Here is a 26313-nt window from a genome sequence, read left to right on the forward strand (position 1 = left end):
CGATGGTGGCGGATGCCCCGACGGTCGTCGAGGGCCATCCCGGACACTCTGGACCGGTCCCCGCCTCGAGCGGTCCCCCGACGTCAGGCCCGCGCGAAGCTCATCGTCTCGCCCTCGACGCCGCGCATCCACAGGTCGTTGCACGCGGCCGCCAGCTCCGGCAGACCCTCCTCGATGGCGGCGAACACATTGCCGGGCACCCAGCCGACGTCGCCGTTGAGCAGCAGGTTGTTGCGGCCGTAGAAGATCGCGAGGTCGGTGGCGCCCTGCGCGGCGTGCGCCTCGGAGCCCGGTTCGTACCCGTAGGCGGAGTTGCCGATCTCCCACGGCTCGAAGTCGAACAGGCATACGTCACCGGGAATCGGTGTGACGGTGGGATTTTCCCGCCGCGGTGCCGCCGTGATCCGCGGGATCAGCGTGTACACCTCGTTGCGCGCGTACTTGGCGTGATACGCGTCGCCGCTCTGTGGAAGGACGTCCCAGACGGCGTCGCACGTGAGTGGTGCGTCCTCGTCGAGAAGCCGGGCGCGGCACGTCACGCCGCGCTTGTCCAGGGTGATGGTGATGTAGCGAGCCACAGGTCCTCCTTCGGAGCCCGTGAGTACTTCTTAACCGCCCGCGGTTAACAAGTACTCACGGGTGCTGGTCACACTTCGTCGAGTACCTCGGACCAGATCTTCAGGGCGTCCTCGATCTGGTCTGCCGTCACGATGAGCGGTGGAATCATCCGTACCACGTTCATGTGGGCGCCGCAGGTCAACAGCAGCAACCCCTTCTTCGCTGCCAGTTGCTGCGCCGCAGCCGCTTTCGCACGGTCTGCGGTGCCGTCGCCGGCAGTGAACTCGCTGCCCACGAGCAGCCCGAGGCCGCGGACGTCGCCGATCGCGTCGATGGCCTTCCGGCGGGCACCGTCGAGCAACTGCGCGCCTCGGGCGGCGGCGTTGGCGACGAGGTCTTCCTTCTCGATGACCTCGAGTGTCGCGATCGCGGCCGCGCAGGACACCGCGTTGCCGCCGTACGTTCCGCCCTGCGACCCCGGCCAGCCCTTGGACATCAGCTCCTCGGACGCCGCGATGCCCGACAGCGGGAAGCCGCTGGCCAGACCCTTGGCGATGGTGATGATGTCGGGGCGGACGTCGAAGTGCTGGTGCCCGAAGAACTTGCCGGTGCGACCGAACCCGGTCTGGATCTCGTCGATGACGAGCAGGATGCCGTAGCGGTCCGCGCGCTCACGGAGCCCCTGGAAGAACGCGGTGTTGCCGGGCACGTACCCGCCCTCGCCGAGCACCGGTTCGACGACGAACGCGGCCGTCTCGTTCGGCGCGGTGAGCGTCGCGAAGATGTAGTCGAGTTCCTTGAGCGCGAACGCGGTGGCTTCCTCCTCGGACCAGCCGTAGCGGTACGCGTTGGGGAACGGTGCCACGTGCACGCCGCCCATCAGCGGGCTGAAGCCGGCCGAGAACCGGGTGCCGGACGTGGTCATCGTCGCCGTCGCGACGGTGCGTCCGTGGAATCCGCCGTGGAAGACGATCACGTTGGGCCTGCCGGTCGCCTGCCGCGACAGTCGCAGCGACGCCTCCACGGCCTCGCTTCCGGAGTTCGCGAAGAACAGCGAGTCGAGTCCTTCGGGCAGCACCGACCCCAGGCGGTCGACCAGTTCGAGCATCGGCTGGTGCATGACCGTGGTGTATTGGCCGTGGATCAGGGAGCCGACCTGCCTGCGGGCGGCCTCGACGACGTGCGGGTGGCAGTGCCCGGTACTGGTGACGCCGATGCCCGCGGTGAAGTCGAGATAGCGGCGGCCGTCGGTGCCGTAGAGGTAACAACCTTCACCGTGATCGACCGTCACGGGTGTGGCCTGAGCGAGCAGTGGAGATAGCCGAGTCACGGGTAACCCTCCCACGCGTTGATGCCTTCGAATGTCGGCAAGTGCATTGTCAGATTGTTGACAATCTGTATAACATGGGGACCGTCCCTACGGCAACGGAGAACGGGGAAAAATCATGCTCGAGGACGCAGCAATCGGATCGGTGCAGACCGGCCTGTTCATCGGCGGCAAGTGGCGCGACAGTGCGCACACCATGCCGGTCCACGACCCATCCACCGGACAACTCCTGTGCACGGTCGCCGACGCCGACGCCGCGGAGGCCCGCGAGGCACTCGACGCCGCGGTGGCCGCGCAACCGTCGTGGGCGGCCACCACGCCCCGCGAACGCAGCACCATCCTCATGAACGCGCACCGTCTGCTGCTCGAGAACGTCGACCGGCTCGCGCTCGTCATGACACTCGAGATGGGCAAGCCGCTCACCGAGGCCCGTGGTGAAATCGCCTATGCCGCAGAGTTCTTCCGCTGGTTCGCCGAGGAAGCCGTCCGCATCGACGGCGGCTACACGACGGCGCCGGGCGGCGGATCGCGATTCCTCATCACCAAACAGCCCGTCGGGCCGAGCCTGCTCATCACCCCGTGGAACTTCCCGATGGCGATGGGCACCCGCAAGATCGGGCCCGCGATCGCCGCCGGATGCACGTCCGTCATCAAACCGGCCGCCCAGACGCCGCTGTCGATCCTGGCGCTCGCCGACATCCTCACCGAGGCCGGGCTGCCGGACGGCGTCGTCAACGTCGTCACCACGTCCAGCCCCGACGAGGTCATCACTCCCCTCATCCTCGACGGCCGGGCCCGCAAGCTGTCGTTCACCGGTTCGACCAAGGTCGGGAAGCATCTACTCGAACTGTGCGCCCGCACGGTCATGCGCACGTCCATGGAACTCGGCGGCAATGCGCCGTTCCTCGTGTTCGACGACGCGAATCTCGACGACGCCGTCGACGGGGCGATGGCCGCGAAGATGCGCAACATCGGCCAGGCCTGCACGGCCGCCAACCGTATCCTCGTGCACAGTTCGGTCGCCGAGGAATTCACCCGCAAGCTCACGCCGCGGATGGAGGCGCTGCCCGTCGGGCGTGGCACCGAAGACGGCGTCGTCGTCGGACCGCTGATCGACGAGGCCGCCGTCGCCAAGGTGAGCAGCCTCGTCGCGGATGCGATCGACCGCGGCGCCACCGTACTCACCGGAGGCGAGGCACTCGACCGCCCGGGCAACTTCTACCCGGCGACGGTGCTGACGGGCGTGCCCGACGACGCCGAGATGTGCCACAACGAGATCTTCGGCCCGGTCGCCGCGATCAGTACGTTCGAGACTGAGGCCGAGGCCGTCGAGCGGGCCAACGACACTCCGTACGGGCTGGTGGCCTACGTGTACACCGAGAGCCTCAAGCGCGGCATCCGCGTGTGCGAGGCGCTGGAGTCGGGCATGGTCGGGCTCAACCAGGGTGTGGTGTCGAACCCGGCCGCGCCGTTCGGTGGCGTCAAGGAATCCGGGCTCGGGCGCGAGGGCGGGACCACCGGCATCGACGAATTCCTCGAGACCAAATACATCGGTGTCGCCATCTAGAAATCTAGAGCCAGGTGTCTTCCGAGGACGTCGTGAGGAACGCCTCGAGGTCGTCGCGCCACGGCGCAGGCACCGTCTTGTCCGGTTCGATGCCGGTGTACTGCCCGCGGTAGAACAGCAGCGGTCGCTCCTCCCTGATCTCGCTCAGGGAGGAGACCCGGCCGAACGCGACCCAGTGGTCGCCGCCGTCGTGCACGCTCTCGAGCGAGCAGTCGATGTGGGCGAGCGAACCGGTGAGGATCGGTGAGCCCAGCGGCGACGCCGTCCAGTCGATCCCGGCGAACTTGTCCGGATCGCGGGAACCGAAGCGGGCGCACGTCGACTGTTGTTCTTCTGCAAGCACGTTGACGCAGAAGATGCCACTGCGCTCGATCGACGCCCACGACCGCGACGTCTTCGTTGGGCAGAACAACACGAGCGGGGGTTCGAGCGACAGCGCGGCGAACGACTGGCACGCGAACCCCACCGGCACGCCGTCGTCGATCGTCGTGATGACGGTGACGCCGGTGCAGAACTGGCCGAGCACCGTCCGGAACCGTCGCGGATCGATCGCCTCGGCCGCGACGGCCCCGTCCCCGGTCACCTCGCTCACGGCTGCATTCCGACGCTGAAGTCGTGACCCCACAGGCTGACGGCCGTGCTCTCCCTCGCGATCCAGCTCTCGTCCTCCACCTGACGTCCCTCGCAACCGAATTCGACGTCGAAGCCGCCGGGGGTCTTCATGTAGAAGGACAGCATCAGGTCGTTGACGTGACGGCCGAGCGTGGCCGACATCTTGACCTTCTTGCGGAGTGCGCGGTCGAGGCACAGCCCGACGTCGTCGGAGTTCTCGACCTCGATCATGAGGTGCACGATGCCACTGGGCGTGGGCATCGGCAGGAACGCGAGGCTGTGGTGCCGCGGATTGCAGCCGAAGAACCGCAACCACGCCGGTTTGCCGTCCGCGGGCCGCCCGACCATCTGCGGGGGCAGCCGCATCGAGTCGCGCAGGCGGAAGCCGAGCACGTCGCGGTAGAAGTGCAGCGACGCCTCGTCGTCCGTCGTCGAGAGGACGACGTGCCCGAGACCCTGCTCTCCGGTGACGAACTTGTGCCCGTACGGGCTGACCACCCGCCGATGTTCGAGGGCCGCGCCGTGGAACGCCTCGAGCGTGTTGCCGGACGGGTCCTCGAACGTGATCAGCTCGTCGACCCTGCGGTCCTGCAGTTGTTCTGCCGTGCCCTCCTTGAACGCGACGCCGGCCGCCGACAGGTTGTCGCGAACCTCCTGCAGCTCCGCCGCATTCGCCGTCTCCCAGCCCGACACCGACAGCCGGTCGTGCTCCCCTGGGAAGATCACGAGACGAGCCGGGAAGTCGTCCATCCGCAGATACAGGGCGTCCGGGTCGGAGCCCTTGCCCTCGACCATGCCGAGCACCTTGAGGCCGTATTCGCGCCACGCGGCCATGTCGGTGGCCTCGATGCGCATGTACGCCAGTGAACGAATACTCATCACTTACCCCCGTCCAGGAGGAAATCGGTTGCCAGACGGTTGAACTCGTCGAACTTCTCCAGCTGCGCCCAGTGTCCGCACCCGCCGAAGACGTGCAACTGCGCCCGCGGGATCATCTTCAGCGCCACCAGCGCACCGTCGAGCGGGTTGACCCGGTCTTCACGGCCCCAGATCAGCAGCACCCGTTGGCGCAGCTTGTAGGCGTCGCGCCAGAGCATGCCCAGTTCGAAATCGGCCGAGGAGAACGACTTTCCCATCGCCTTCGCCGCGGCGAGCGACTCGGGGGTGCTCGCGGCCGCGAACCGTTCGTCGATCAGCTCGTCGGTGATCAGCTTCTGATCGAACACCATGATGCGCAGGAACGCCTCGAGGTTCTCGCGGGTGGGCTGGTAGCCGAACCTGCCGAGGTTCTTCACGCCCTCGGTCGGATCCGGGGCGAACAGGTTGACGCTCAGCCCGCCCGGCCCCATGAGCACCAGCCGGCCTGCGCGGTCCGGGTAGTCCAGCGCGAAACGCACTGCGGCACCGCCACCGAGGGAGTTCCCGAGCAGGTGGACGCGTCCGCCGATGCCGAGGGTGTCGAGCAGGTCCTTCAGCGCGGACGCACTGTGCACGAAGTACTGCGGGTGCTCGGTCGGCTTGTCCGACAACCCATACCCCGGCTGATCGACGGCGAGCACATGGAACTTCTCGGCGAGAACCGGGATGTTCCTGGCGAAGTTCGACCACGACGACGCACCCGGACCGCCACCGTGCAGCAGCACGATCGTGGTGTCGTTGCCGACGCCGGCCTCGTGGTAGTGCAACGTCAGGTCAGGCCGCACCTGGGCGAACTTCGAGGTGGACTCGAACGTGAGGGCTTCTTCGGTCGTCGTCACGTGTTCTCCTAGACCATCGTGTCGGTGATGGGCAAACCGAATTCGCCTGTGCCGTACATGACGTAGGCACGCTCGGGATCGTTGGCCGCGTGGACGCGTCCGGCGTGCGCATCCCGCCAGAACCGTTGCAGCGGTGTACCGTTGGCCAGCGCGGTGGCCCCCGAGCTCTCGAACAGTTTGTCGATGGACGAAATGGCGCGGCCGGTGGCGCGCACCTGGTCGCGGCGCGCCCGCAGTCGCAGCTCGAACGGCACTTCCTCACCGGCGACGAGCAGCGCGTACTCGTCGGCGACGTTGCCCGACAACTGGCGCCACGCGGCGTCGATGTCACTCGAGGCCTCGGCGATGCGGACCTTCGCGAACGGGTCGTCCTTCGCCTTCTCGCCGGCGAACGCTGCTCGGACGCGCTTGCCCTGGTGCTCGACGTGGGCGTCGTAGGCGCCGTAGGCCATCCCGACGATCGGCGCGGAGATGGTGGTGGGATGGATTGTTCCCCAGGGCATCTTGTAAACGGGCGCGGTGTTACGCTCGAGCCCGGGCGCGGTGAGAGTGCTCATCGCCTTGAAGCTGAGGACGCGGTGCCGCGGGACGAACACGTCCTCGACCACCACCGTGTTGCTGCCGGTTCCGCGGAGCCCGACCACGTTCCACACGTCGTCGATCCGGTAGTCCTCGCGGGGGATCAGGAAGCTGACGAAGTCGACGGGGCGGCCGTCCTTGATGACGGGACCGCCGAGCACCGCCCAGGTGGCGTGATCACAGCCGGACGACCAGGCCCACGCGCCGTTGACCGTGTATCCGCCGTCGACGACCTGGCCTGCGCCCATCGGCGCGTACGACGACGAGATGCGAACGTCGGTGTCGTTGCCCCACACGTCCTCCTGCGCCTGCTGAGAGAACAGCGCGAGGTGCCAGTTGTGGACACCGATGATCGACGAGACCCAGCCGGTGGAACCGCACGCGCTCGCGATCTTCCGCACCGCGGAGTAGAACAGCACCGGATCCGCCTGGTAACCACCCCACTGTTCGGGCTGGAGCAACCGGAAGAATCCGGTCTCCTGGAGCGCCTTCATGGAATCGTCGGGGATACGACGGAGATCCTCGGTCTCCTGCGCCCGCTCTCGCAGCGTCGGCAGTAGTGCGTCGAGCCGCTGCATCACCTCGTGACTGTCATGGTCACCCACAGGACGCTCCTGTCTCGTTCGATGGTTCACTTGTCTTCTGAGATTAGAACACGTTCCCATTTATGTCGAGATACCGGCAAAGGCGCTGCTTGAGGGCCCAGGTCTGGAAGAAAGCCCCCGAAAATCTGGCGGATCGTGTCGAAGTTCTATAACGTGTTCTACTAACAGCATGAAGGGATGTGAGGGCACAATGGCGCAGATTCGCGAGATCGATGTGGGCACGGTCCAGACGCGCTTCGCGCGTGGTTGGCACTGCCTCGGTTTGACCAAGACGTTCAAGGACGGCAAACCGCATTCGATCGAGGCATTCGGCACCAAGCTCGTCGTCTTCGCCGACAGCAAGGGCGAACTGAAGGTTCTGGACGCGTACTGCCGGCACATGGGCGGAGACCTGTCGCAGGGCACCGTGAAGGGCGATTCCGTGGCCTGCCCGTTCCACGACTGGCGCTGGGGCGGCAACGGCAAGTGCACCAGCATTCCCTACGCACGCCGGGTTCCCCCGATCGCCCGCACCCGGGCATGGATCACGCTCGAGCAGAACGGTCAGCTGTTCGTCTGGAACGACCCGGAGGGCAACCCCCCGCCGGAGAACGTCACCATCCCCCGCATCGAGGGCGCCTACAGCGACGACTGGACCGACTGGACCTGGAACTCAATGCTGATCGAGGGCTCCAACTGCCGCGAGATCATCGACAACGTGGTCGACATGGCGCACTTCTTCTACATCCACTACGCGTTCCCGACGTATTTCAAGAACGTCTTCGAAGGCCACGTCGCGACGCAGTACCTCAACACGAAGGGCCGTCCCGACGTCGGGATGGCGACGCAATACGGCATGGAATCGCTGCTGCGCTCCGAGGCCGCGTACTACGGCCCGTCCTACATGATCAATCCACTGTGGAACAGCTACGGCGGGTACGAGGTCGAGAGCGTTCTCATCAACTGCCACTATCCGGTGACGAACAATTCGTTCGTGCTCCAGTACGGCGTCACCGTCAAGAAACCCGCCGGCATCGACGACGTGACGGCCGACAAACTGGCCGCGAAGTTCACCGAGGGCATCGCCGAGGGCTTCCTGCAGGACGTCGAGATCTGGAAGAACAAGACCAAGATCGACAATCCCCTGCTCTGCGACGAAGACGGTCCGGTCTACCAGCTGCGACGCTGGTACGACCAGTTCTACGTCGACGTCGCCGACGTCACCGACAAGATGACGCAGCGCTTCGAGTTCGAGGTCGACACCACCAAGGCCAACGAGGCCTGGCAGCACGAGGTCGACGAGAACCTGGCCCGGCAGAAGGCCGAACGTGAGGCCTCCGAGGGGTCCGAGAAGACGACTGCCGAGGGGTCCGAGAATACGACTGCCGAGGGGTCCGAGAAGACGACTGCCGAGGGGTCCGACAGCAGGGAAGCGCAGGTCTGATCATGAGTGCCTCGACCGAATGGGCCAAAGCTCCCGACTTCGCCGGGCAGCCTGCCCGGCTCGAGGCCATTCATGCGCAGACGGTGGCCGACAAGGCCAGCTACCTCGACGACGGCATGAACGAAGTCGAGTGCCGTACGTGCGGAACCTGTGTGCTGGTGCGCAAGAACAGCCTCGAGCACACGAGCGTCCAGTGGACGGACGACCCCGCGAAGACGTGCCCGACCTTCCGGGACGCCGCCGGCGAGGGAAAGTCCACCGCGCTCCGGGAAGGGTGCCCGCGGCTGTGGGACAGCATCGATCACGCGGTGATGGAGGGGTTCATCGACGTGCGAGATCGAGTCGAATAGTCGCCGGCGCCTGCGCGCCCGGGTAGATCGCCCGATGTGACATTCGTGCAGTCAGGAGCTGCACGAATGTCACATCGGGCGCTTACGCTGGAATGTGCCGTCGGACGCGGCGGCGTCAGCCGAACCGCGGAGGCGTGCCATGACAGGCCGAATCGTGCACTTCGAGATCCCCTTCGACGACGGTGACCGCGCACGAGCGTTCTATCGGGACGCATTCGGGTGGGTCATCGCCGAGATCCCTGACATGGAATACAGCATGGTCACCACCGGACCCGTCGGCGAGAGCGGCATGCCCGACGAGCCCGGCTACATCAACGGCGGCATGATGCAGCGCGGGGAGGTGACTTCCCCCGTGGTCACCGTCGACGTCGAGAGCATCGAATCCGCCCTCGAACGGATCGAATCCCTCGGAGGGAAGACCGTCACCGGCAGAACACCCGTCGGGAACATGGGTTTCGCCGCGTACTTCACCGATTCCGAGGGCAACGTCGTCGGGCTGTGGGAGACCGCCCGCTGACCCGTGAGTACTTGTTAACCGCCGGACGTTAAGAAGTACTCACGGGCGGCGCAGCCGCATTCTCGCGCTGCAGTTCGAGCGCAATGTCGATGAGCTGGTCTTCCTGGCCGCCGACGAGTTTGCGTTTGCCCGCGCGGACGAGGAGTTCGGCGGACGAGACGCCGTACCGCTCGGCCTGGCGTTCGGCGTGCTTGAGGAAGCTCGAATAGACGCCCGCGTACCCCATCATCAGGGCCTGCCGGTCGAGGAGGCATTCGGCGGGCATCGCGGGACGCACCACGTCCTCGGCGGCGTCGGCGATGGCGAAGAAGTCGATGCCCGTCTTGACACCGATCTTGTCGCACACCCCGACGATCGCCTCGACCGGCGCGTTTCCGGCGCCGGCACCGAATCGTCTTGTGCTGCCGTCGATCTGCTTGGCGCCCGCCCTGATCGCGGCGATCGAGTTGGCCACGCCGAGGCCGAGGTTCTCGTGACCGTGAAAGCCGACCTGTGCGTCGGAGCCGAGTTCCTGCACCAGCGCCTCGACGCGGTCCGACACCTGCTCGAGCACGAGGGCGCCCGCGGAGTCGACGACATACACGCACTGGCAGCCGGCGTCGGCCATGATGCGGGCCTGCTCGGCGAGCTTCTCCGGTGGGATGGAATGCGCCATCATCAGGAAGCCGACGGTCTCGAGTCCGCGGTCGCGGGCCAGCCCGAAGTGCTGGACGGACACGTCGGCCTCGGTGCAGTGCGTGGCGATGCGGCAGATCGACGCGCCGTTGTCCTGGGCGACGATGATGTCGTCCTTGATGCCGAGCCCGGGCAGCATCAGGAACGCGATCTTCGCGTTCTTCGCCGTCTCGACGGCAATCGAGATGAGTTCCTGCTCGGGCACCTTGGAGAACCCGTAGTTGAACGAGGACCCACCGAGTCCGTCGCCGTGGGTCACCTCGATGACGGGGACCCCGGCGCCATCGAGGGCACCGACGATGGCCCGGACCTCGTCACCGGTGAACTGGTGCCGCTTGTGGTGCGAACCGTCCCGCAGGGAGGTGTCGGTGACGCGGATGTCCCAGCTGGGGTCGAAATGGACCATCGTGCTCATGCCTCCACACTCAGGAGCTTCTGGGCGATCTCCTCGCCCACCTTGGTTGCCGCCGCGGTCATGATGTCGAGGTTGCCCGCGTACGGCGGCAGGAAGTCGCCTGCACCCTCGACCTCGACGAACGTCGTGACCGTCGCCTGCCCGCCCGACACGACGCTCGGGTCGTCGAACTGGGGTTCGTTCAGTAGCCGGTAGCCGGGGACGTACTGCTGGATGTCCGCGACGACGCGGTGGATGGAATCGGTGATGGCGGCGCGGTCGGCGTCCTCGGGGATCGCGCAGAAGATCGTGTCGCGCATGATCATCGGCGGGTCGGCGGGGTTGAGGATGATGATGGCCTTGCCGCGCTGCGCTCCGCCGATGGTCTCGATGCCGCGGCTGGTGGTCTTGGTGAACTCGTCGATGTTGGCGCGGGTGCCCGGGCCCGCGGAGACGGACGCCACCGAAGCGACGATCTCGGCGTAGGGCACGTCGACGACGCGGGAGACGGCGTACACGATCGGGATCGTGGCCTGCCCGCCGCACGTGATCATGTTGACGTTGGGTGCGCCGAGGTGTTCGCGCAGGTTGGCGGGCGGGACCACGGCCGGTCCGACGGCGGCGGGGGTGAGATCGATGGCGCGGATTCCCGCGGCCTCATACCGTGGTGCGGCCTCACGGTGCACGTACGCCGACGTGGCCTCGAAGACGAGGTCGGGTTTCTCCGGCTGGTTCAGCAACCAGTCGACGCCGTCCGCGGACGTCTCCAGCCCCATCGTGCGGGCCCGTGCCAGACCCTCGCTCTCGGGGTCGATCCCGATCATCCAGCGGGGTTCGAGCCACTCGGATCGCTGCAGCTTGTAGAGCAGGTCGGTGCTGATGTTGCCCGAGCCGACGATCGCCACACTTGCCTTGGTCATGAACAAACTCCTACTTGAACTGCAGGGATACGGTGCCGAGCCCACTGAACTCGGCGCGGAAGTGATCGCCCGGGTGCGCGTCGATGGCGCGGGTGCAGGAGCCGGGCAGCACGATATCGCCGGCCTTCAACCGCACGCCGAAGCTCTCGACCTTCTGCGCGAGCCAGGCGACGGCGGTCACCGGGTTGCCGAGCACCGCGTCGCTGCGGCCCTCGGCCTTGATCTCGCCGTTGCTCGTCAGGACCGCGTCGATCGCCTTGATGTCGATGTCCGCCGGCCGCACCCGGTTCTTGCCGAGCACGAAGCCGGCGGACGACGCGTTGTCGGCGATCGTGTCCGGCAGGGTGATCTTCCAGTCGGTGATCCGGCTGTCGATCAGTTCGATGGACGGCGCGAACGCCACGGTGGCGTCGAGGACGTCCTGTTCGGTGCAGCCTGCGCCGGGAAGGTCGGCGCCCAGCACGAACGCGACCTCCACCTCGACGCGCGGGAAACAGAACCGGGCGGTGTCGACGGGCTGGTCCTCGAACACTTCCATGTCGGCGAGCAGGTGGCCGTAGTCGGGTTCGTCGACGCCCATCATCTGCTGCATGGCGAGGGACGACAGCCCCACCTTGTGCCCGACGACCTTCGCGCCGTCCTGCAGCCGGCGGCGGATGTTGATGAGCTGGATCTCGTAGGCGTCGACGACGTCGATGTCGGGGTGGTCCGCGGTCAGGGGGCCGATGGGGGCGCGGCCGCGTTCCGCGGTGTCGAGCTGATCCGCCAACTCGGTGCGTAGTTGCGTCGAGAGCATGGTGTGAGGCCTTCCCTGAAGTTCGTGTGCGTGCGCACGCCCACCGGTTTCCACTGCAACGTGTTTCGTTCTTCTTCGTTGGCGTCAGTAATACTTCCTGGCAGAAACGATGGACTGACAACCCCATCATTCTATAACGTGTTCTACATGAGCAAGCACGAATACGACATCGTGGTCGTCGGTAGCGGTGCCGGTGGAATGACCGCGGCCCTGACCGCGGCCCACAAGGGACTCAGCGTCGTCATCCTCGAAAAGGCAGCGCACTTCGGTGGCTCCACCGCGCGCTCCGGCGGTGGCGTCTGGATCCCGAACAACGAGGCGCTGATCGCCGCGGGCGTCGAGGACACCACCGACGCCGCGCGGACCTACCTCCACAGCATCATCGGCGACGTCGTCCCGAAGGACCGGATCGACGCCTACATCGACCGCGGCCCCGAGATGCTGTCGTTCGTGCTGAAGAACAGCCCGCTGAAACTGCAGTGGGTGCCCGAATACTCCGACTACTATCCGGAGGCGCCCGGCGGTCGGCTCGGCGGACGGTCCGTCGAGCCGACCCCGTTCGACGGCCGGAAACTCGGCGCCGACCTTGCGAAGCTCGAACCCGATTACGTCAAGGCCCCGTCGAATTTCGTGATCACCCAGGCGGATTACCGCTGGCTGAACCTGCTGATGCGCAACCCGCGCGGTCCGCTGCGGGCCGCCCGGGTCGGGCTCCGGTTCCTCGGCGCCAAACTCACCGGCAAACGCCTGCTCGTCCGCGGTCAGGCCCTCGTCGCCGGATTGCAGGCCGGACTGAAGGCCGCCGGCGTCCCGATCCTGCTCGACACCCCGCTCACCGACCTGTACGTGGAAGACGGTGTGGTCAAGGGCGTCAACGCCACGGTCGACGGACAGCCGCAGGTGTTCCGGGCGCGCCGCGGCGTGGTGATCGCGTCGGGCGGCTTCGAGCACAACGACGAGGCCCGCAAGAAGTACCAGCGGGCGCCGATCGGCACCGAGTGGACCGTCGGCGCGAAAGCCAACACGGGCGACGGCATCTGGGCCGGCGAAAAGCTCGGTGCCGCGCTCGATCTGATGGAGGACGCGTGGTGGGGGCCGTCCATCCCGCTCACCGGCGGACCGTGGTTCGCGCTGTCCGAGCGGAGCCTGCCCGGCTGCATCATGATCAACGAATCCGGCAAGCGCTTCGTCAACGAATCGGCACCGTACGTCGAGGCGACGCACGCGATGTACGGCGGCACGCACGGCCAGGGCGACGGGCCGGGCGAGAACGTCCCGTGCTGGCTCGTCCTCGACCAGCGGTACCGCGACCGGTACGCGTTCGCCGGCGTCACCCCGCGGTCCCCGTTCCCCGGTCGCTGGCTGAAGGCCGGTGTCATCGTCAAGGCCGGCGCCGTCGCCGAACTGGCCGGGAAGATCGGCGTGCCCGTCGACGCACTCACCGAAACGGTCTCGCGCTTCAACACTTTCGCCCGGAACGGCAAGGACGAGGACTTCGGCCGCGGCGAGAGCGGATACGACCATTACTACGGGGATCCCCGCAACAAGCCGAACCCGAGCCTCGGCGCGCTCGAGAAGGCGCCGTTCTTCGCCGTCAAGATGGTTCCGGGCGACCTCGGCACCAAGGGCGGGCTCCGCACCGACCGCAACGCCCGCGTGCTCCGGGCGGACGGCAGCACCATCGAGAACCTCTACGCGGTGGGCAATGCCAGCGGTCCGGTGATGGGCCACACCTACGCCGGCCCCGGCGCGACCATCGGTCCGGCGATGACGTTCGGCTACCTCGCGGTTCTCGATATCCTCGAGAAGTCCGCCCAGTCCGACTCGCCGACGTCACTGACCGGAGACGCCACCAATGCCCATTGATCCGAACATCGCCATCGGGGCCGAACTGCCCACCCAGGAGTTCTCCTGGACCAGTTCCGACGTCCAGCACTACCACCTCGCTCTCGGCGCCGGGTCGCGCCCGCTCGACGAGAGGGAGTTGCGCTACCTGACCGACGGGACACCGCAGGTGCTTCCGACGTTCGCCACGGTCGCCGCGAACTTCCACGCCACCGAGGCGCCGAGCGTGTCGTTCCCGGGAGTCGAGATCGACCTCGCCAAGGTCGTCCACGGCACCCAGGAAGTGACCGTGCACCGGCCGATTCCCCCGGAGGGCAAGGCCCGCACCACCACCCGCATCGCCGAGGTGTGGGACAAGGGCAAGGCCGCCGTCATCGTGCAGGAATCGGTGACCACCGACCTCGACGGCACTCCCCTGTGGACCGGGCGGTCGTCCATCTTCGCCCGCGGCGAAGGCGGTTTCGGCGGTGAGCGCGGACCGTCCCAGTCCGTGGAGTTGCCCGACCGGCCCGCCGACGTCGAGGTCGACACCCCCGTCCTCCCGCAGCAGGCACTGATGTACCGGATGTGCGGTGACCGCAACCCCCTGCATTCCGACCCGAAGTTCGCTTCCGCCGCAGGGTTTCCCGCCCCCATCCTGCACGGCCTGTGCACGTACGGAATGGTGTGCAAGGCGGCCGTGGACGCGGTCCTCGACTCGGACGCAGCGCAGGTCGCAGGATTCCGGGTCCGGTTCGCCGGCGTCGTGTTCCCCGGCGAGACACTGCACACGCGGATCTGGAAGGAACAGGGAAGCTTCCTCATCTCGGCGACGGTCCCCCAGCGCGATCACGCCCCAGCCCTGGCCGACGTGGTCCTGACCCTGACCGAGGGGTGACAGTTACCGAAATTTGACCGAATTCGCCCAGTTCCGGCGGATATTCGCAATTGCCAGGCACGACGCCGCAACACTTTGTACGCTGTCCGTGACCTCATCGAGACGTGTCAACCGATGGTCGGGGCGGTTCCACGGCTCTTCACGAGCAGTAGCGAACAAAGGGGGGACCTCGTGTCCCAGCGCAGACCTCTCCGTCCCGTGCGCCGTGCCGCCGTTGCCGGTGCTCTCGCGTTCTGTGCGACCGCTCTCGTCGCTCTTCCCGCGAATGCCGCACCGGTGGCGGGCAGTTCCGACAGCGGCAGCACCGGCGGCAGTTCGATGGGTTCGTCCGTTCTCCCGACGCCCATTCCCACTCCGACGGGGCTGGCCGCGCTCGCGGCCGCGACGACCCAGACGGGCAAGCCCTATCTGTGGGGTGGGACGGGTCCGGACGCGTGGGACTGCTCGGGTCTGGTGCAATGGGCATTCCGGCAGGCCGGGGTGAACCTGCCGCGCACTACCTGGGAGCAGGCCGAGGTCGGTGCCCACATTCCGCTGTGGGCGCTGGCTCCCGGCGACATCGTGGTGCTCAACGACGACGCGTCGCACATCGGTATCTACGCGGGCTTCGGTCAGGTCTTCAATGCGTACGGGCGCGGCGTGCCGGTGGGTCTGGCGCCGCTGTCGCAGTTCCACATCTACGACATCCGGCGGTTCTGACGGTCGCCGACGTACGGCCACACCGCGACGACGAACAGCACCACCACCGCGACCGGTCCGAGCAGGGCCGCCCACGCGGGCGCGTCCGGCAGTGCCGCCGCCAGCACGGCCACGGCGCCGGCGGCGACCGCTCCCAGCAGGAGCGTCGGGATTCCCCGGGCGGGGCCGACGTAGGCGACGAGCAGCAGTGCCGTCGCCGCGACGCCGGCAGCGGCCGCCGCGGGCGCGGACGCGTCGCCCAGGACGAGCGCGATGAGCGCCCCCTGCACCGCGAGCACCGCAACCCATCTCATCGGTGCGCTCCCGACAGCCTGCGGGCCCGGTCCGCGAGGGCCAGCGCCAGATCCAGTGCCGAATCGTCCTCCCACGCCACCACCGGGACCCCGAGGACACCCATGTTCCGGTACATGTTCCGGCGCTCGAGCCGCCACATCCGGCCGGTCATCGGATCGAGTTCGTGCTCGAACGGCGGACCGCGGAGGACGTCGACGGCCACGACGACGTGACCGCGCCTCCGCAACTCCAGCAGCGACAGCGCGAACCCGGTGTCCAGCATGGTGGAGAACGCGATGACCACCGCCCGCGGCGGCAACGCGACCCGCGGGACCAGCGTGCCCTCAGCCGCGCCGCCGGCGTCGAGGACGGTGTCGAGGATCCGGTAGAACTGCCTGCGCCCGATGTCGGCGCCGAGCCACCGCAGCCGGAGACCGTGGGCGACGACCCCGGCCCGATCGCCGCGTTGCAGGGCTGTCTGCACCACCTGCGTCGCCCCGCGGACGGTGCGGTGCAGACTCTCCGACGCCGGGCCGGGCGCCTGCGGGGTGGTGTCGAGTACGGCGACGACGTCGGCGGCGCGGTCCATGATCCGTTCGGTCACGTGCAGCCTGCCGCGCCGTGCACTGACGGGCCAGTTGACGCTGCGCAGCGGATCTCCCGGGGCGTGCGGCCGGATGTCGCCGAATTCGACTCCCGAACCGAATCGTCGGGTGCTGTGTGCGCCGATCCGGTCCGGAAGCGGGGAGTGCGGGAGTGGCGTCGGCGTCGGCGGTGCCAGCGGAAAGATCCGCAGTTCCGTGGCGGGAACCCGCGCCGTCGCGGTCAGCAGGCCGCCGCCCGCGCGCGCCGTGACGATCAGTGCGGGTTCGTATCGACCCCACCGGTCCGCGGACAGCAGGTACTCGCCGTCGCCGGTCTGCTCGACCCGGTAGCTGTCGGACGGCGCCGGTGTCACCGTCAGTTCCGCCGCGCCGCCGCACGTCGTCACGTCCACCGAGAACTGCACGGATTCGGATTCGAAGCACCGCACGGTGCCGCCCGAACTGTCGACCCGCACTCCGGTGGCAGGTCGCGGCAACCACGTCAGCGCACCGAGCGCGCCCAGCATCGGGGCGGCGAACACCATCAGTTCCCACCACCGCCCCACGACGCCCACGGTCAGTGCCACGGCCGCGCAGGTCGTCAGGGCGAGGGCCGCCGGCGACGCCCGCCACGTCAGCGGGTGCTCTGTCATCGTTCCCTCGGCGTCATCGTGCCCTCGGCGCGGGGAGGCGGCGCAACAGTTCGGCGAGGACGTCGTCGCTGCGGATGCGGCGCACCCACATCTCCGGCCGCAGGCTGATGCGATGCGCGACGGCGGGAACGGCCAGCGCTTTGATGTCCTCGGGAATGACGAAGTCCCGGCCGGAGAGGAGGGCGCGTGCCCGCGCCAGTTGGACGAGGTCGAGTTCGGCGCGGGGACTGGCCCCGACCTCGACCTGCGGGTGGTGCCGGGTGGCGTTCGCGAGTGCGACGACGTACCCGAGGACGTCGTGATGAACACTGACCTGTTCGAGCGACTCCCGCATCGCCAGGAGGTCGGCGGCATCGACCACCTGCTCGACGACGACGGCGGCGGATCCCCTGTCGAGCCGGCGGCGCAGCATCTCGTGCTCGTCGGTCTCGGTGAGGTACCCCAGTCTCAGGCGGAGCGTGAACCGGTCCAGCTGCGCCTCGGGCAGCGGGTAGGTGCCCTCGTATTCGATGGGGTTGTCGGTGGCGAGCACGACGAAGGGTCGCGGCAGGATCCGGGTGGTGCCGTCCACGCTGACCTGCCCCTCGGCCATGGCCTCGAGCAGAGCGGCCTGGGTCTTGGGCGGGGTGCGGTTGATCTCGTCGGCCAGGAGCAGGTTGGTGAAGATCGGGCCCGGACGAAACTCGAAGCGTCCCGACGGCATGTCGTAGATGGTGGCGCCGAGCAGGTCGGCGGGCAGCAGGTCGGGGGTGAACTGGACGCGTGTGAAGTCGAGTCCGAGCGCGGCGGCGAAAGAGCGTGCCACCAAAGTCTTTCCGAGTCCGGGCAGATCCTCGATGAGCACGTGTCCGCCCGCGAGCACAGCGAGCAGAATCGACGTGAGTTCGTCGTGCTTGCCGACCACCGCCCGTTCGACCTCCGCCAGCACGGCGTGGGCGCGCGCGGTGGTGACCTCGGCGGGCATCGTCACAGCTGCTCCAGTCGTTGCAGGATCCGGTCGAGGACGTCCCGGCCCGGACCGGGCTCCGTCCTGTCGACGCGCTGGACGCCGTCGGGATCGACCCACCGCCACAGGTCGCCGAAGAACACTTCACCCGCGGCGGCGGTGTCGGCGGGGTCGAGTCCCTGCCGCTGTCCGGTGGACTGCTGGAATTCGCGCGCCAGCAACGGACGCAGATGGTGATCCCAGTCGCCGCGGGTACCGTCCGCCCAGCTGATCAACGATTCCGTCCGCGCCATCCAGCGGGCCGTCGCCTCGGCCCGTTCCGCTTCCAGACCCGACGTGTCGCCGTCGACGTCTGCGGGTGCCATCCGTCGCCGAATCTCGAAGAGCACCAGCGCCGTCACCGCTCCCGCAATCAGCACGGCGGCGCCGTACCGGCCCGCGGCCACCAGCGGGACCTCGACGGCCAGTACCACTCCGACCCCGATTACCGCGACGGCGAGCACGCATCGCTCCCCAGGTCGGCGAGCACGCGCCGGAGCAGGTCCGCGGCCTCGTCACGGTGCTGTTCGCCCATCGGATGCAGGCTGAACCGCGCCTCCGAGAACAGCCGCACCAGCGGCGCCGCCGCCTCGAAGCGCAGCGCTCCGAGTTGGACTGCGCGAGCCAGTACTTCGGACGGTGTGTCCGAATCCCGCGGCTCGGCGCCCGGCGCCGTCCGCAATGCGTCCTCCATGGCCGCGTAACTGGCGATGATGGCCTCGCGCGGCGGCAGACTGGGGGCCACGACCACGGCGAGACCTTCCTCCGCGGCCCGGGCCAGCGACTGCGCGCCTGCCGGAGCGTCGGGGGAACTCGCCGCGGTCCAGGCGCCGACCCGAGCCCGGAGGGGGCGCCTGGCCACGGCGCCGAGGATCAGCAACGTCACCAGCATCGGCCCGACAATCGCTGCCGCGGTCCATAATTCCGCCAGGTCCTCGCGGGCCTCGGCAACCGTGTCGGGCGGCGGGACCGTCTCGCCGGGGACCACCTGGTCGGTGCGGTCGGCCCCCTCGTCGGCGGCGTGGGTCGTCGTCGGCCGCTGACGGCCCGGGGGTTCGTCGCCACGGACGGATCCGAGGAGGAACGCCGCGGCCACGAGAAGGGAGGCGAACACCGCCCACCCGACCACGTGCCGGCGCGAGACCGAGGACCCGGTGTTCCCGGTCGGCCCGACCGTCGGCGGGTCCGGGGCGACCCGTGGCCGGCCGCCGCGCACGGCCGACGCGAGCGCCACGGCCGCGACGACGACGGCGATCGCCGAGAGCACGACCAACGCGCGCGTCGCCCCCGCACCCGGCTCCGCCGTGGCAGGGGTGTCGGGCGCGGGGACCGCCCTGACCACAAGGGTGACCGTCACGACGGCCGCCAGCAGGGCGACCGTGTGGACGACCCTGCTCATCACCCGACGGTCCGGCATCCTCACTCCCGAGTTGCCCCTCCATCGTGACACGCGGGGACCGGGAAAATCACTCGTTCACCCCCGTGAACAGCGCAGCGACACGTACCTCCCGGTTCGATGTCACGACTCCGTATCCGCAGCAAAGTTCGGTATCTCCTCCGCATGATGACGGATTTGCGGCGGGACTCGATGGCGGACGCTGGAACGTGCCGACAGAGGCACTCCCCCGAACCGAAGGAAGTCGCGATGAGATTCATCATGATGAGCGAATGTGCAACCGAGCCCGGCACCACGCACCACCGGCGCTATCGGGACATGGTGGACGAAGCCGTCTTCGCCGAGGAGATGGGCTTCTACGGCTGGGGCACCTCCGAGCACCACTTCTTCAACGACATGTGCGTCACATCCGCGCCGGAATGTCTGTTCACCGCTGTCGCGATGCGCACGAACCGGATTCGTCTGCGGTACATGAGCCGGCTGACCTCCGTGATTCATCCGATCCTCGTCGCGGAGCAGACCGCGACCACCGACCTGCTGTCGGACGGCCGCGTCGAGCTGACCACCGCCCGGGGAAATACGTTGCTGCAGTTGGACGCGTTCGGCGTCTCCCTGGAGGAAACCCGCGACCGGTCCGAGGAGGCACTCGACCTCATCGTCCGGGCGTTGAGCGATGACACATTCAGCCACGACGGCCCGCACTGGGGCACGATCCCGGAGCGCCGGTTGAGCCCCAAGTCTCTGCAGGAGCCGCACCCGCCGCTGTACAAGATCGTCCAGAGTGTGGAGTCTGCCGCCGACGCCCGGCGCAAGGGCCTTGGCATGATCACCTCCGACGCCTACCTGGGCTGGGAGGTCCTGCAAGCGAACCTCGACGCCTACAACGCGGTGTCCGAGGACGAGGTCTCGCCCGTCGGCCGCTACGCGATCAAGTCGGCGGCCAGCAGCGTCATGTCGGCGCGATGCGCCAAGACAAACGACGAGGCACTCGCACACGCGGAGGCCGATCTGCTGAAGTTTGCGCAGATGATCATCAACGACGTCTACGTGCAACTCGCCGAACGGTCACCGGAGCAGTACGGCGAATTCTCCCGGATCGGGTTGCTGCGCAAGCACGCCGACGACGCGGACTGGCTGCGTACCTGCGGCCCGACCGTTCTGGTCGGCGATCCGCAGCACTGCGTCGAGCAGGTTCAGCGCACCGCCGACATGGGGGCGGACGAGATCGTGCTGCGCATCGACGGAGGCACCCACGACGAGCGGATGCAGTCGATCGAGAACTTCGGCAGGTACGTGATTCCGTACTTCGGCAATCCCGCGGGTGTGGTCCGCACGGGGCCGGTCGGTCTGCTTCCCGGCGACCCGCGGCAGCGTCCGAGCTACGAGATCGACACCGCCGAAGAACTGGCGGGGTGAGCATGTCGACGTTCGATCGTGAGCAATTGGCCGACCTCCATTGCAGCGTGGTCCGTGCCATCGAGGATCGCGACCCGGCGTTGTTCGCGTCGCTGTACACCAGCGACGGCAGGTTGCTGACGCCCGACGGGCGATCTGTACACGGGCGCGACGCAATCGCCGAGGAGTTCGGCAACTGGCTGAGGGCGGGGCTCGTCACGCAGGCCGTCGAGAACGTCCAACTGACCATCGGCGACACCGTCGCTGTCGAGGAAGGCCGCGCGATCGGCGAGTTCGCCGCCGGATCCGAGGTGCACAGCAACTACCTCGTCGTCCACGTCCGGCAGGACGACGGATCGTGGTTGATGCACCGCGACATCTGGACTCACGTCGAAGCAGATGCGCCGGCGGAGGTGTCGTACTGATGGTGACGATCGAGGAATACGCGTCCTACGACGCCACCGGGCTGGCGGGCCTGGTGCGTTCGGGTGAGGTCAAGCCGGCGGAGATTCACGAGGCGGGGATCAAGGCAGTCGAACTCGCGAACGAGCGGCTGCATGCCACCGTGGAAGGGCCGTGGGATTCGCCGCTGGACGCCAGCACCGAGGGCGTGTTCGCCGGAGTTCCCTTCGTGCTCAAGGACCTCTGCTGCCACGCCGCCGGGGTACCGCTCCACCTGGGCAGCCGGGCGCTCGCGGCGGGGATCGTGCTCGATCACGACTCCGAACTGATGGCCCGGTTCCGTCGCGCCGGACTCGCCGCCGTCGGAAGCACGAAGATTCCCGAGTTCGCGTTGTGCCCCACCACCGAGCCCCTGTTCGGTGGTGCGGTCCACAACCCGTGGGATCCGACCAAGAGCCCCGGCGGATCCAGTGGCGGATCCGCAGCGCTGGTGGCGGCGGGAGCGGTCCCGATCGCGCACGCCAACGACGGTGCCGGGTCGATCCGCATTCCGGCCTGTCACACCGGCACCGTCGGCCTCAAACCGAGTCGTGGGCGGATCCCGATCGGTCCCGGCATGCAGGAGGCCTTCTACGGCAACGTGGTGGAGTTCGCCCTCACCCGGTCGGTGCGGGATGCGGCGGCGTTGCTCGATGCCGTGCACGGGAACCTTCCCGGGGAAAAGTACGGCGCGCCCGGTCCGGCCCGGCCGTACCGCGACGAGATGCGAGGACCACAATCGCCGCTACGCATCGCGGTGTGCCTCGATTCGTGGAGCGACCGCCCGGTACACGGGGATGTCCGGCGCGTGTTGATGTCGACGATCGAGTTGCTGTCCGACCTCGGCCACGAGGTGGACGTCGTCACGCCCGCGTTGAAGTGGGAGGAGTTCCTCGACGCGCTGACCACCACGTTCTGCGCGGGAACCGCAGCGGACGTAATACCGCTCGGCGAGGCGATCGGTGTCGGGTTGAGCCCGGACCACTTCGAGGCGACGACGATCGCGTGCGCCGAGGCCGGCCGCGCGTTGACACCGGTCGACCTCGCCCGCGCGTTCGCGACGAACAACCGGGTGAGCAGGCAGGTGGCGGCGTTCATGGCGGACTGGGACATCCTGGTCACACCGACCGCGATCACGCCGCCGGTCGATCTCGGGACGTTCGACGCGAACGACGCATCGTTCTCCGCGCAGGAGTGGGTGCGTCACGTCATCACACCGCATCCGATGTGCGCCTTGTACAACGTCACGGGTGCGCCGGCGATCAGCCTCCCGCTCGGCACCACGAGCGACGGCTTGCCTGTCGGCGTGCAATTCGGCGCCGACGTGTACCGGGAAGACCTCTTGCTCGGTCTCGCGGCGCAACTGGAGCAGGCGCGACCATGGGCCGAGCGTCGACCGGCGCTGCACGTGACGAATCTGAGCGAGGGGTCATGATCGTCGTCGTCACCACCGATGATGCACGTCGAGACGGAGTGATCCGACTCGACGACAGGGACAACTTCACGGAGTTGGCGGTCGACGCGGTCGGGCTGACGCGGGAAGCGGTGACCGCAGTCGCCGTGTCGACGGGAGCGGGCGCCGTGGACGGCGATCATCTCTGGATCGACGTCGACTTTCTCCGCGGCCGTGGGCGCGGAACCGACGAGTGGAACACCGCTCTCGCAGCGATGGTCGATTATGCCGCGGGAAAAGGGTGGACCGACTCCGGCAGCGGCCGGGTGCGCGCCCACATCCACTGGAAGTGAGTGGTCAGGTGGGAGATTGCCTCACCGGTGGCAGTGGATCACGGCATTTCCGGATTCGCGGTCACCAGAGAGGCAATCTCCGACCGCCGGCGCAGACCGCATTTCGCGAGGACATGCGCGACGTGGGTATCCACGGTGCGCTTTCCGATGATCAACTGGGCCGCAATTTCCTTGTTCGTCATCCCGCGCGCCACGAGGCCGGCGATCTCCCGCTCCCGGTTCGTCAAGTGCTGCAGGACCGCAGATCTCGCATCCACCTCCGGAACCCGGCCGCCGCGATGGGCCGCCGCGGAGTCGGCGACGTCCGCACCGGGCAGTGTAGCGATCCATTCGATCCCGAGTGCGGCACCGCTCGCGGTGGCGTCTGCGACGTCGCGCTCGGCGAGATGAGCCCGGACTTTCGCGGCACAGGCGTCGCGGTGCTGCATCAACCGGTGCAATCCCATCACGGAGGAACCGCTTGCAGACCAGTACGCCTGCGTCGCACCGAGAATTCGTGCCGCCTCGAGGTATCTGCCGTCCTCCGCGGCCAGCCAGGCGAGCAGTTCGCCGATCAGCGCCATCCCGAGTTGGTCGTCGATGGTCGCCATTGCCGCCAGCGCGTGTTTCGCGATCGACGCGGCGTGTTCGTACGATCCCTGCAGGTAGGCGGCGAGGGCCTGAACCCATCGGGCGTACGAGATGCACCAGTGGTCACCGTTCTTCTCGCAGACCGCGATGCAGTCCCGGCAGCACTCCTCCGCGAGATCGAACTCTCGGTACAGGCAGTACGCCTCCCCCAGCTGATACGAGAACATGGCGGTGGCGAGTCCGTCGCCGCGTTGCCGCGCTTCCGAAATCGCGGTCCGGTACAGCTCGACGCCCCCGTCGAAATCGTCTCGGAAGAAGTACACCGCACCCAGCATCGCTCTGCCGAAGGAGGCCGCTCGTGCGTCGTCCTGCTGCCGGGCCTGCGCGAGGCACTCCCGCAGGTGCTGTTCCGCACGATCGATTTCCCCGGTGATCAGCAGATTCCATCCCAGCGTCCACAGTGACCTGGCCTCGTGCGGTATGCCGAGGCGGTGCACGCGGTCCCACGCATGCTCCGACCACAGCCGGCCCTCCTTCAAATGCCCGCAACCGAGCCAGTAGAACCACAGATCGGCGACCATCGCGGCGCCTGTCCCACAGTGTTCGCTGGTTTCGAGCGCCCACTCGAAGGCGGCACGCATGTTCGCAATCTCTTCGGACACAGTCGAACTGGCGCGGTGTTGCTCCGGGCCGAACCAGTCGTGTTCCGAACTCTTCGCCAACGCCGAATAGAACCGCATGTGTCGGTCACGCAGATCCGCTTGTGGCGCAGCGAGTCCGAGGGACGCCGCCTCCCGCTCGAGCATCAACTGGCCGAATTCACGGATGGTGTCGAGCATCTGAAATCGGAGAAGGTGCCCCGCCTGCCTCCGCGACAGAATGGACTGCTGCACGAGACCGTCGACGGCATCGGCGATGTCACCGTCACCGCTCAGTGTGCAGACGCTGTGCACCGCGTCCAGCGAGGCCGAACCGACGAAGACGGAGAACTGGGCCCACAGGGATCTCTCGGCGGTACTGCACTGATCCCAGGTCCACTCGAGTAGCGTCCACAGACTGCGATGGCGCGGGTGCACGTCGCGGGGACCGCCACGGAGAAGCCCGAATCGATCGACCAGCCGGGTGCCGATGTCCTCGATCGACATCGTCCGTGTCCGCAGTGCGGCCAGCTCGATGGCCAGGGGCAGGCCGTCCAGTCTGTTGCACAGCTCGACGACGGAGCTTTCATCGAGGGTTCCCTGCCCACACCCGCCTACCGCCTGCGCGCGTTCCCGGAACAGCACGACGGCGTCGTTCTCGGCGTCCGAGTTACCGGAATGGGCGAACGGCGGGACCGTCAATACGAATTCGGCGCTGATGTCCAGGGAGGTTCGCGATGTCGCGAGGATCTTCACGTTGGGGCACTGTGCCAGCACGCTCGCCGAGATGTCCCCGATCTCGGTAGTGAGGGTGTCGCAGTTGTCGAATATCAGCAGGGTGTTCTTGTCGCCGAGTTGCTCGGCCAGGGACAATACCGTGCCGGGCCCCGGTATCGAGTCCTGGATCGCCTGTTGGACGAATCTGCCGTCCTGGACGTAGTTGAAGTCGGTCAGCCACACCCCGTCGCGGAACGCCCGCTGCAATCCGAGGGCCGCGGATTTCACGAGCCGTGACTTGCCCACGCCCCCGATACCGGTCAACGTCAGCAATCGTGCCCGCCGCAACAGTTCTCGAATCTCGCGAAGTTCGTGATTCCGGCCGACGAAGCTCGTCACGTCGGCGGAGATGTTGTGTCGGCGCAGCGGTGATTTCCCGGCGTCTTTCTTACGGGTGTCGCGGGACGGCGCCGCGGCGGGCCGTGGTGTGACGCCGAGCATGCTGGGCGTCGCCATCTCGTCGACCGGCAGTCCGTGGCGCCGTTGAATATTCCGCAGTTCGTCACCGAACTCCGTCGCCGACGCGGGACGATCCTCCGGTTTCTGCGCCATGGCACGCTCGATCACGGCGGCGACGTCGGGGGGTATGTCGTACTCGCGCAGGGGCGGAATCGGTTCATTCGTAATACGCAGGAACTGCGCGACGAGGTCCTCTCCGCTGCGTCGTTCGAACGCGGCATGGCCGGTTACCGCGCTGAAGAGCGTCGCTCCGAGACCGTAGACATCGGATGCGGCACTGGCCGGCTGCCCGCGGAGCACTTCAGGCGCGGCGAATGCCGGTGACCCGAGAACGACGCCGGCGGCGGTCCGGAATCCGCCGGTGATCCGTGCGATCCCGAAGTCGGTCAGCTCAGGTTCGCCGTACTCGGTCAGCAGGATATTCCCCGGCTTGACGTCGCGATGCAGAATGTCGATGCGGTGTGCGGCGGTGAGCGCACCCGCAATCTTCACGCCCAGCCGGAGCGCGTCGGTCCATCCGATCGGGCCGTGCCTGCGGATGTGTGTCTCCAGCGATTCCTGCTGGTGATAGGGCATCACGAGGTAGGGCCGGCCGCTTTCGGTTGCTCCCGCGTGGAGGATCGTGACGATATTCGGGTGTCCGGACAGTCGACCCATCGCGTGCTGTTCCTCGATGAACCGTTCGAAACTTTCTTCGTCGAGATCCGCGGTCAGAATCTTTACTGCAACTGTGCGTTCGAGTGGCGTCTGCTCACAGCGGTAGACGACTCCGAAGCCGCCACGTGCGATCTCCCGCGCATTGCAGAAACCGTCGGCAGCGAGTTCGGCGGCGATATCGACCGCCGATCCGCGCTGAGTGGCCAGCGGGTCGACGTCATCCATTGGCCATATCCGT

At 67.5% G+C, this 26313-nt stretch carries 26 protein-coding genes; 11 read left to right on the forward strand and 15 right to left on the reverse strand.

Annotated elements, in window-relative coordinates; genetic code table 11:
- Positions 1-83: 83 nt before the first annotated feature.
- Together BLV94_RS22815 and BLV94_RS22820 are read right to left on the reverse strand one after the other, a co-directional pair.
- Entirely contained in the window at positions 84-578 is a 495-nt protein-coding gene (locus BLV94_RS22815) for a DUF3830 family protein (RefSeq protein ID WP_012691631.1), read from the reverse strand.
- A 68-nt stretch (positions 579-646) separates the two neighbouring features.
- Entirely contained in the window at positions 647-1888 is a 1242-nt protein-coding gene (locus tag BLV94_RS22820; RefSeq protein WP_072939343.1) for an aspartate aminotransferase family protein, read from the reverse strand.
- 115 nt (positions 1889-2003) lie between these two features.
- On the opposite strand from BLV94_RS22820, the gene BLV94_RS22825 reads away from it, so the two are divergent.
- Complete coding sequence (locus BLV94_RS22825; protein ID WP_072939346.1) at positions 2004-3452, forward strand: NAD-dependent succinate-semialdehyde dehydrogenase; 1449 nt, start codon at positions 2004-2006, stop codon at positions 3450-3452.
- A 4-nt stretch (positions 3453-3456) separates the two neighbouring features.
- On the opposite strand, the gene hsaB is transcribed toward BLV94_RS22825, so the two are convergent.
- The 4 genes from hsaB to hsaA are packed head-to-tail and all read right to left on the reverse strand — an operon-like array spanning position 3457 to position 7005.
- A complete protein-coding gene (hsaB, locus tag BLV94_RS22830; RefSeq protein ID WP_072939349.1) occupies positions 3457-4044 on the reverse strand; it encodes a 3-hydroxy-9,10-secoandrosta-1,3,5(10)-triene-9,17-dione monooxygenase reductase subunit in 588 nt (195 codons plus the stop codon).
- The gene (gene hsaC / locus BLV94_RS22835; RefSeq protein WP_072939352.1) at positions 4041-4943 is read right to left on the reverse strand and encodes an iron-dependent extradiol dioxygenase HsaC; all 903 of its coding nucleotides are present in this window, start codon (positions 4941-4943) and stop codon (positions 4041-4043) included. The genes hsaB and hsaC overlap by 4 nt, the downstream gene beginning before the upstream one ends.
- Positions 4943-5821 (reverse strand): 4,5:9,10-diseco-3-hydroxy-5,9,17-trioxoandrosta-1(10),2-diene-4-oate hydrolase, encoded by an 879-nt coding sequence (hsaD, locus tag BLV94_RS22840; RefSeq protein WP_072939353.1) that lies wholly within the window; start codon positions 5819-5821, stop codon positions 4943-4945. Before hsaD ends, hsaC begins: the two co-directional genes overlap by 1 nt.
- 8 nt (positions 5822-5829) lie before the next feature.
- Positions 5830-7005, reverse strand: a complete 1176-nt coding sequence (gene hsaA / locus BLV94_RS22845) for a 3-hydroxy-9,10-secoandrosta-1,3,5(10)-triene-9,17-dione monooxygenase oxygenase subunit (protein WP_072939355.1) — start codon at positions 7003-7005, stop codon at positions 5830-5832.
- Positions 7006-7195: 190 nt separating this feature from the next.
- Here hsaA and BLV94_RS22850 point away from each other — a divergent pair, with 190 nt between their 5' ends.
- The 3 genes from BLV94_RS22850 (at position 7196) to BLV94_RS22860 (ending at position 9295) form a co-directional block, all read left to right on the forward strand.
- The gene (locus tag BLV94_RS22850) at positions 7196-8428 is read left to right on the forward strand and encodes a 3-ketosteroid-9-alpha-monooxygenase, oxygenase component (protein ID WP_072939357.1); all 1233 of its coding nucleotides are present in this window, start codon (positions 7196-7198) and stop codon (positions 8426-8428) included.
- Positions 8429-8430: 2 nt separating this feature from the next.
- Positions 8431-8778, forward strand: coding sequence for a hypothetical protein (locus BLV94_RS22855; protein ID WP_072939359.1), 348 nt, complete (start codon positions 8431-8433; stop codon positions 8776-8778).
- A gap of 139 nt (positions 8779-8917) precedes the next feature.
- Positions 8918-9295: a VOC family protein gene (locus BLV94_RS22860; protein ID WP_072939361.1), complete on the forward strand. Its 378-nt coding sequence runs from the start codon at positions 8918-8920 to the stop codon at positions 9293-9295.
- A 28-nt stretch (positions 9296-9323) separates the two neighbouring features.
- Here BLV94_RS22860 and dmpG read toward each other — a convergent pair whose 3' ends face one another.
- From dmpG to BLV94_RS22875, 3 genes are read right to left on the reverse strand one after another with little or no spacing between them, the layout of a single operon-like run.
- On the reverse strand, positions 9324-10385 hold the full coding sequence (dmpG, locus tag BLV94_RS22865; protein WP_072939362.1) for a 4-hydroxy-2-oxovalerate aldolase: 1062 nt from the start codon (positions 10383-10385) through the stop codon (positions 9324-9326).
- Positions 10382-11284 carry an acetaldehyde dehydrogenase (acetylating) gene (locus BLV94_RS22870; protein WP_072939364.1) on the reverse strand — a complete coding sequence of 301 codons (903 nt, stop codon included), beginning with the start codon at positions 11282-11284 and terminating at the stop codon, positions 10382-10384. The genes dmpG and BLV94_RS22870 overlap by 4 nt, the downstream gene beginning before the upstream one ends.
- Before the next feature lie 10 nt (positions 11285-11294).
- Positions 11295-12080 carry a 2-keto-4-pentenoate hydratase gene (locus BLV94_RS22875; protein ID WP_072939366.1) on the reverse strand — a complete coding sequence of 262 codons (786 nt, stop codon included), beginning with the start codon at positions 12078-12080 and terminating at the stop codon, positions 11295-11297.
- 147 nt (positions 12081-12227) lie between these two features.
- Between BLV94_RS22875 and kstD the strand changes: the two genes are divergently transcribed.
- The 3 genes from kstD (at position 12228) to BLV94_RS22890 (ending at position 15501) form a co-directional block, all read left to right on the forward strand.
- Positions 12228-13946, forward strand: a complete 1719-nt coding sequence (gene kstD / locus BLV94_RS22880; protein WP_083395929.1) for a 3-oxosteroid 1-dehydrogenase — start codon at positions 12228-12230, stop codon at positions 13944-13946.
- Positions 13936-14802: a MaoC/PaaZ C-terminal domain-containing protein gene (locus BLV94_RS22885; RefSeq protein ID WP_072939372.1), complete on the forward strand. Its 867-nt coding sequence runs from the start codon at positions 13936-13938 to the stop codon at positions 14800-14802. Before kstD ends, BLV94_RS22885 begins: the two co-directional genes overlap by 11 nt.
- 198 nt (positions 14803-15000) lie before the next feature.
- Positions 15001-15501, forward strand: a complete 501-nt coding sequence (locus BLV94_RS22890; RefSeq protein WP_244163854.1) for a C40 family peptidase — start codon at positions 15001-15003, stop codon at positions 15499-15501.
- On the opposite strand, the gene BLV94_RS22895 is transcribed toward BLV94_RS22890, so the two are convergent.
- Genes BLV94_RS22895 through BLV94_RS22915 form a run of 5 tightly spaced genes read right to left on the reverse strand, consistent with a single transcriptional unit; the run spans position 15480 to position 19413 of the window.
- On the reverse strand, positions 15480-15794 hold the full coding sequence (locus BLV94_RS22895; RefSeq protein WP_072939376.1) for a hypothetical protein: 315 nt from the start codon (positions 15792-15794) through the stop codon (positions 15480-15482). The genes BLV94_RS22890 and BLV94_RS22895 overlap by 22 nt on opposite strands.
- On the reverse strand, positions 15791-17011 hold the full coding sequence (locus BLV94_RS22900; protein WP_072939379.1) for a DUF58 domain-containing protein: 1221 nt from the start codon (positions 17009-17011) through the stop codon (positions 15791-15793). Before BLV94_RS22900 ends, BLV94_RS22895 begins: the two co-directional genes overlap by 4 nt.
- A gap of 13 nt (positions 17012-17024) precedes the next feature.
- A complete protein-coding gene (locus BLV94_RS22905; RefSeq protein ID WP_072939382.1) occupies positions 17025-17981 on the reverse strand; it encodes an AAA family ATPase in 957 nt (318 codons plus the stop codon).
- A complete protein-coding gene (locus BLV94_RS22910; RefSeq protein ID WP_072939384.1) occupies positions 17978-18460 on the reverse strand; it encodes a hypothetical protein in 483 nt (160 codons plus the stop codon). The genes BLV94_RS22905 and BLV94_RS22910 overlap by 4 nt, the downstream gene beginning before the upstream one ends.
- The gene (locus BLV94_RS22915; RefSeq protein ID WP_072939387.1) at positions 18442-19413 is read right to left on the reverse strand and encodes a DUF4129 domain-containing protein; all 972 of its coding nucleotides are present in this window, start codon (positions 19411-19413) and stop codon (positions 18442-18444) included. The genes BLV94_RS22910 and BLV94_RS22915 overlap by 19 nt, the downstream gene beginning before the upstream one ends.
- A 228-nt stretch (positions 19414-19641) precedes the next feature.
- Between BLV94_RS22915 and BLV94_RS22920 the strand changes: the two genes are divergently transcribed.
- From BLV94_RS22920 to BLV94_RS22935, 4 genes are read left to right on the forward strand one after another with little or no spacing between them, the layout of a single operon-like run.
- Positions 19642-20808 (forward strand): LLM class flavin-dependent oxidoreductase, encoded by a 1167-nt coding sequence (locus tag BLV94_RS22920; RefSeq protein WP_072939388.1) that lies wholly within the window; start codon positions 19642-19644, stop codon positions 20806-20808.
- A gap of 2 nt (positions 20809-20810) precedes the next feature.
- The gene (locus BLV94_RS22925; RefSeq protein WP_072939391.1) at positions 20811-21212 is read left to right on the forward strand and encodes a YybH family protein; all 402 of its coding nucleotides are present in this window, start codon (positions 20811-20813) and stop codon (positions 21210-21212) included.
- Positions 21212-22663, forward strand: coding sequence for an amidase (locus tag BLV94_RS22930; RefSeq protein ID WP_083395650.1), 1452 nt, complete (start codon positions 21212-21214; stop codon positions 22661-22663). The genes BLV94_RS22925 and BLV94_RS22930 overlap by 1 nt, the downstream gene beginning before the upstream one ends.
- Positions 22660-22974 (forward strand): hypothetical protein, encoded by a 315-nt coding sequence (locus tag BLV94_RS22935; RefSeq protein WP_072939394.1) that lies wholly within the window; start codon positions 22660-22662, stop codon positions 22972-22974. The genes BLV94_RS22930 and BLV94_RS22935 overlap by 4 nt, the downstream gene beginning before the upstream one ends.
- Positions 22975-23012: 38 nt before the next feature.
- Here BLV94_RS22935 and BLV94_RS22940 read toward each other — a convergent pair whose 3' ends face one another.
- Positions 23013-26300, reverse strand: a complete 3288-nt coding sequence (locus BLV94_RS22940; protein ID WP_072939396.1) for a protein kinase domain-containing protein — start codon at positions 26298-26300, stop codon at positions 23013-23015.
- Positions 26301-26313: the final 13 nt, after the last annotated feature.

It is taken from the genome of Rhodococcus koreensis (genome assembly GCF_900105905.1).
Lineage (GTDB): Bacteria > Actinomycetota > Actinomycetes > Mycobacteriales > Mycobacteriaceae > Rhodococcus_F > Rhodococcus_F koreensis.

Bases quoted from the DNA above. Each gene is read 5' to 3' on its own strand.
- BLV94_RS22825 (WP_072939346.1), top strand. From the start codon at position 2,004: ATGCTCGAGGACGCAGCAATCGGATCGGTGCAGACCGGCCTGTTCATC.
- hsaC (WP_072939352.1), bottom strand. From the start codon at position 4,943: ATGAGTATTCGTTCACTGGCGTACATGCGCATCGAGGCCACCGACATG.
- BLV94_RS22850 (WP_072939357.1), top strand. From the start codon at position 7,196: ATGGCGCAGATTCGCGAGATCGATGTGGGCACGGTCCAGACGCGCTTC.
- BLV94_RS22855 (WP_072939359.1), top strand. From the start codon at position 8,431: ATGAGTGCCTCGACCGAATGGGCCAAAGCTCCCGACTTCGCCGGGCAG.
- BLV94_RS22860 (WP_072939361.1), top strand. From the start codon at position 8,918: ATGACAGGCCGAATCGTGCACTTCGAGATCCCCTTCGACGACGGTGAC.
- dmpG (WP_072939362.1), bottom strand. From the start codon at position 10,385: ATGAGCACGATGGTCCATTTCGACCCCAGCTGGGACATCCGCGTCACC.
- BLV94_RS22870 (WP_072939364.1), bottom strand. From the start codon at position 11,284: ATGACCAAGGCAAGTGTGGCGATCGTCGGCTCGGGCAACATCAGCACC.
- BLV94_RS22875 (WP_072939366.1), bottom strand. From the start codon at position 12,080: ATGCTCTCGACGCAACTACGCACCGAGTTGGCGGATCAGCTCGACACC.
- kstD (WP_083395929.1), top strand. From the start codon at position 12,228: ATGAGCAAGCACGAATACGACATCGTGGTCGTCGGTAGCGGTGCCGGT.
- BLV94_RS22885 (WP_072939372.1), top strand. From the start codon at position 13,936: ATGCCCATTGATCCGAACATCGCCATCGGGGCCGAACTGCCCACCCAG.
- BLV94_RS22895 (WP_072939376.1), bottom strand. From the start codon at position 15,794: ATGAGATGGGTTGCGGTGCTCGCGGTGCAGGGGGCGCTCATCGCGCTC.
- BLV94_RS22900 (WP_072939379.1), bottom strand. From the start codon at position 17,011: ATGACAGAGCACCCGCTGACGTGGCGGGCGTCGCCGGCGGCCCTCGCC.
- BLV94_RS22915 (WP_072939387.1), bottom strand. From the start codon at position 19,413: ATGCCGGACCGTCGGGTGATGAGCAGGGTCGTCCACACGGTCGCCCTG.
- BLV94_RS22920 (WP_072939388.1), top strand. From the start codon at position 19,642: ATGAGATTCATCATGATGAGCGAATGTGCAACCGAGCCCGGCACCACG.
- BLV94_RS22925 (WP_072939391.1), top strand. From the start codon at position 20,811: ATGTCGACGTTCGATCGTGAGCAATTGGCCGACCTCCATTGCAGCGTG.
- BLV94_RS22930 (WP_083395650.1), top strand. From the start codon at position 21,212: ATGGTGACGATCGAGGAATACGCGTCCTACGACGCCACCGGGCTGGCG.
- BLV94_RS22935 (WP_072939394.1), top strand. From the start codon at position 22,660: ATGATCGTCGTCGTCACCACCGATGATGCACGTCGAGACGGAGTGATC.
- BLV94_RS22940 (WP_072939396.1), bottom strand. From the start codon at position 26,300: ATGGATGACGTCGACCCGCTGGCCACTCAGCGCGGATCGGCGGTCGAT.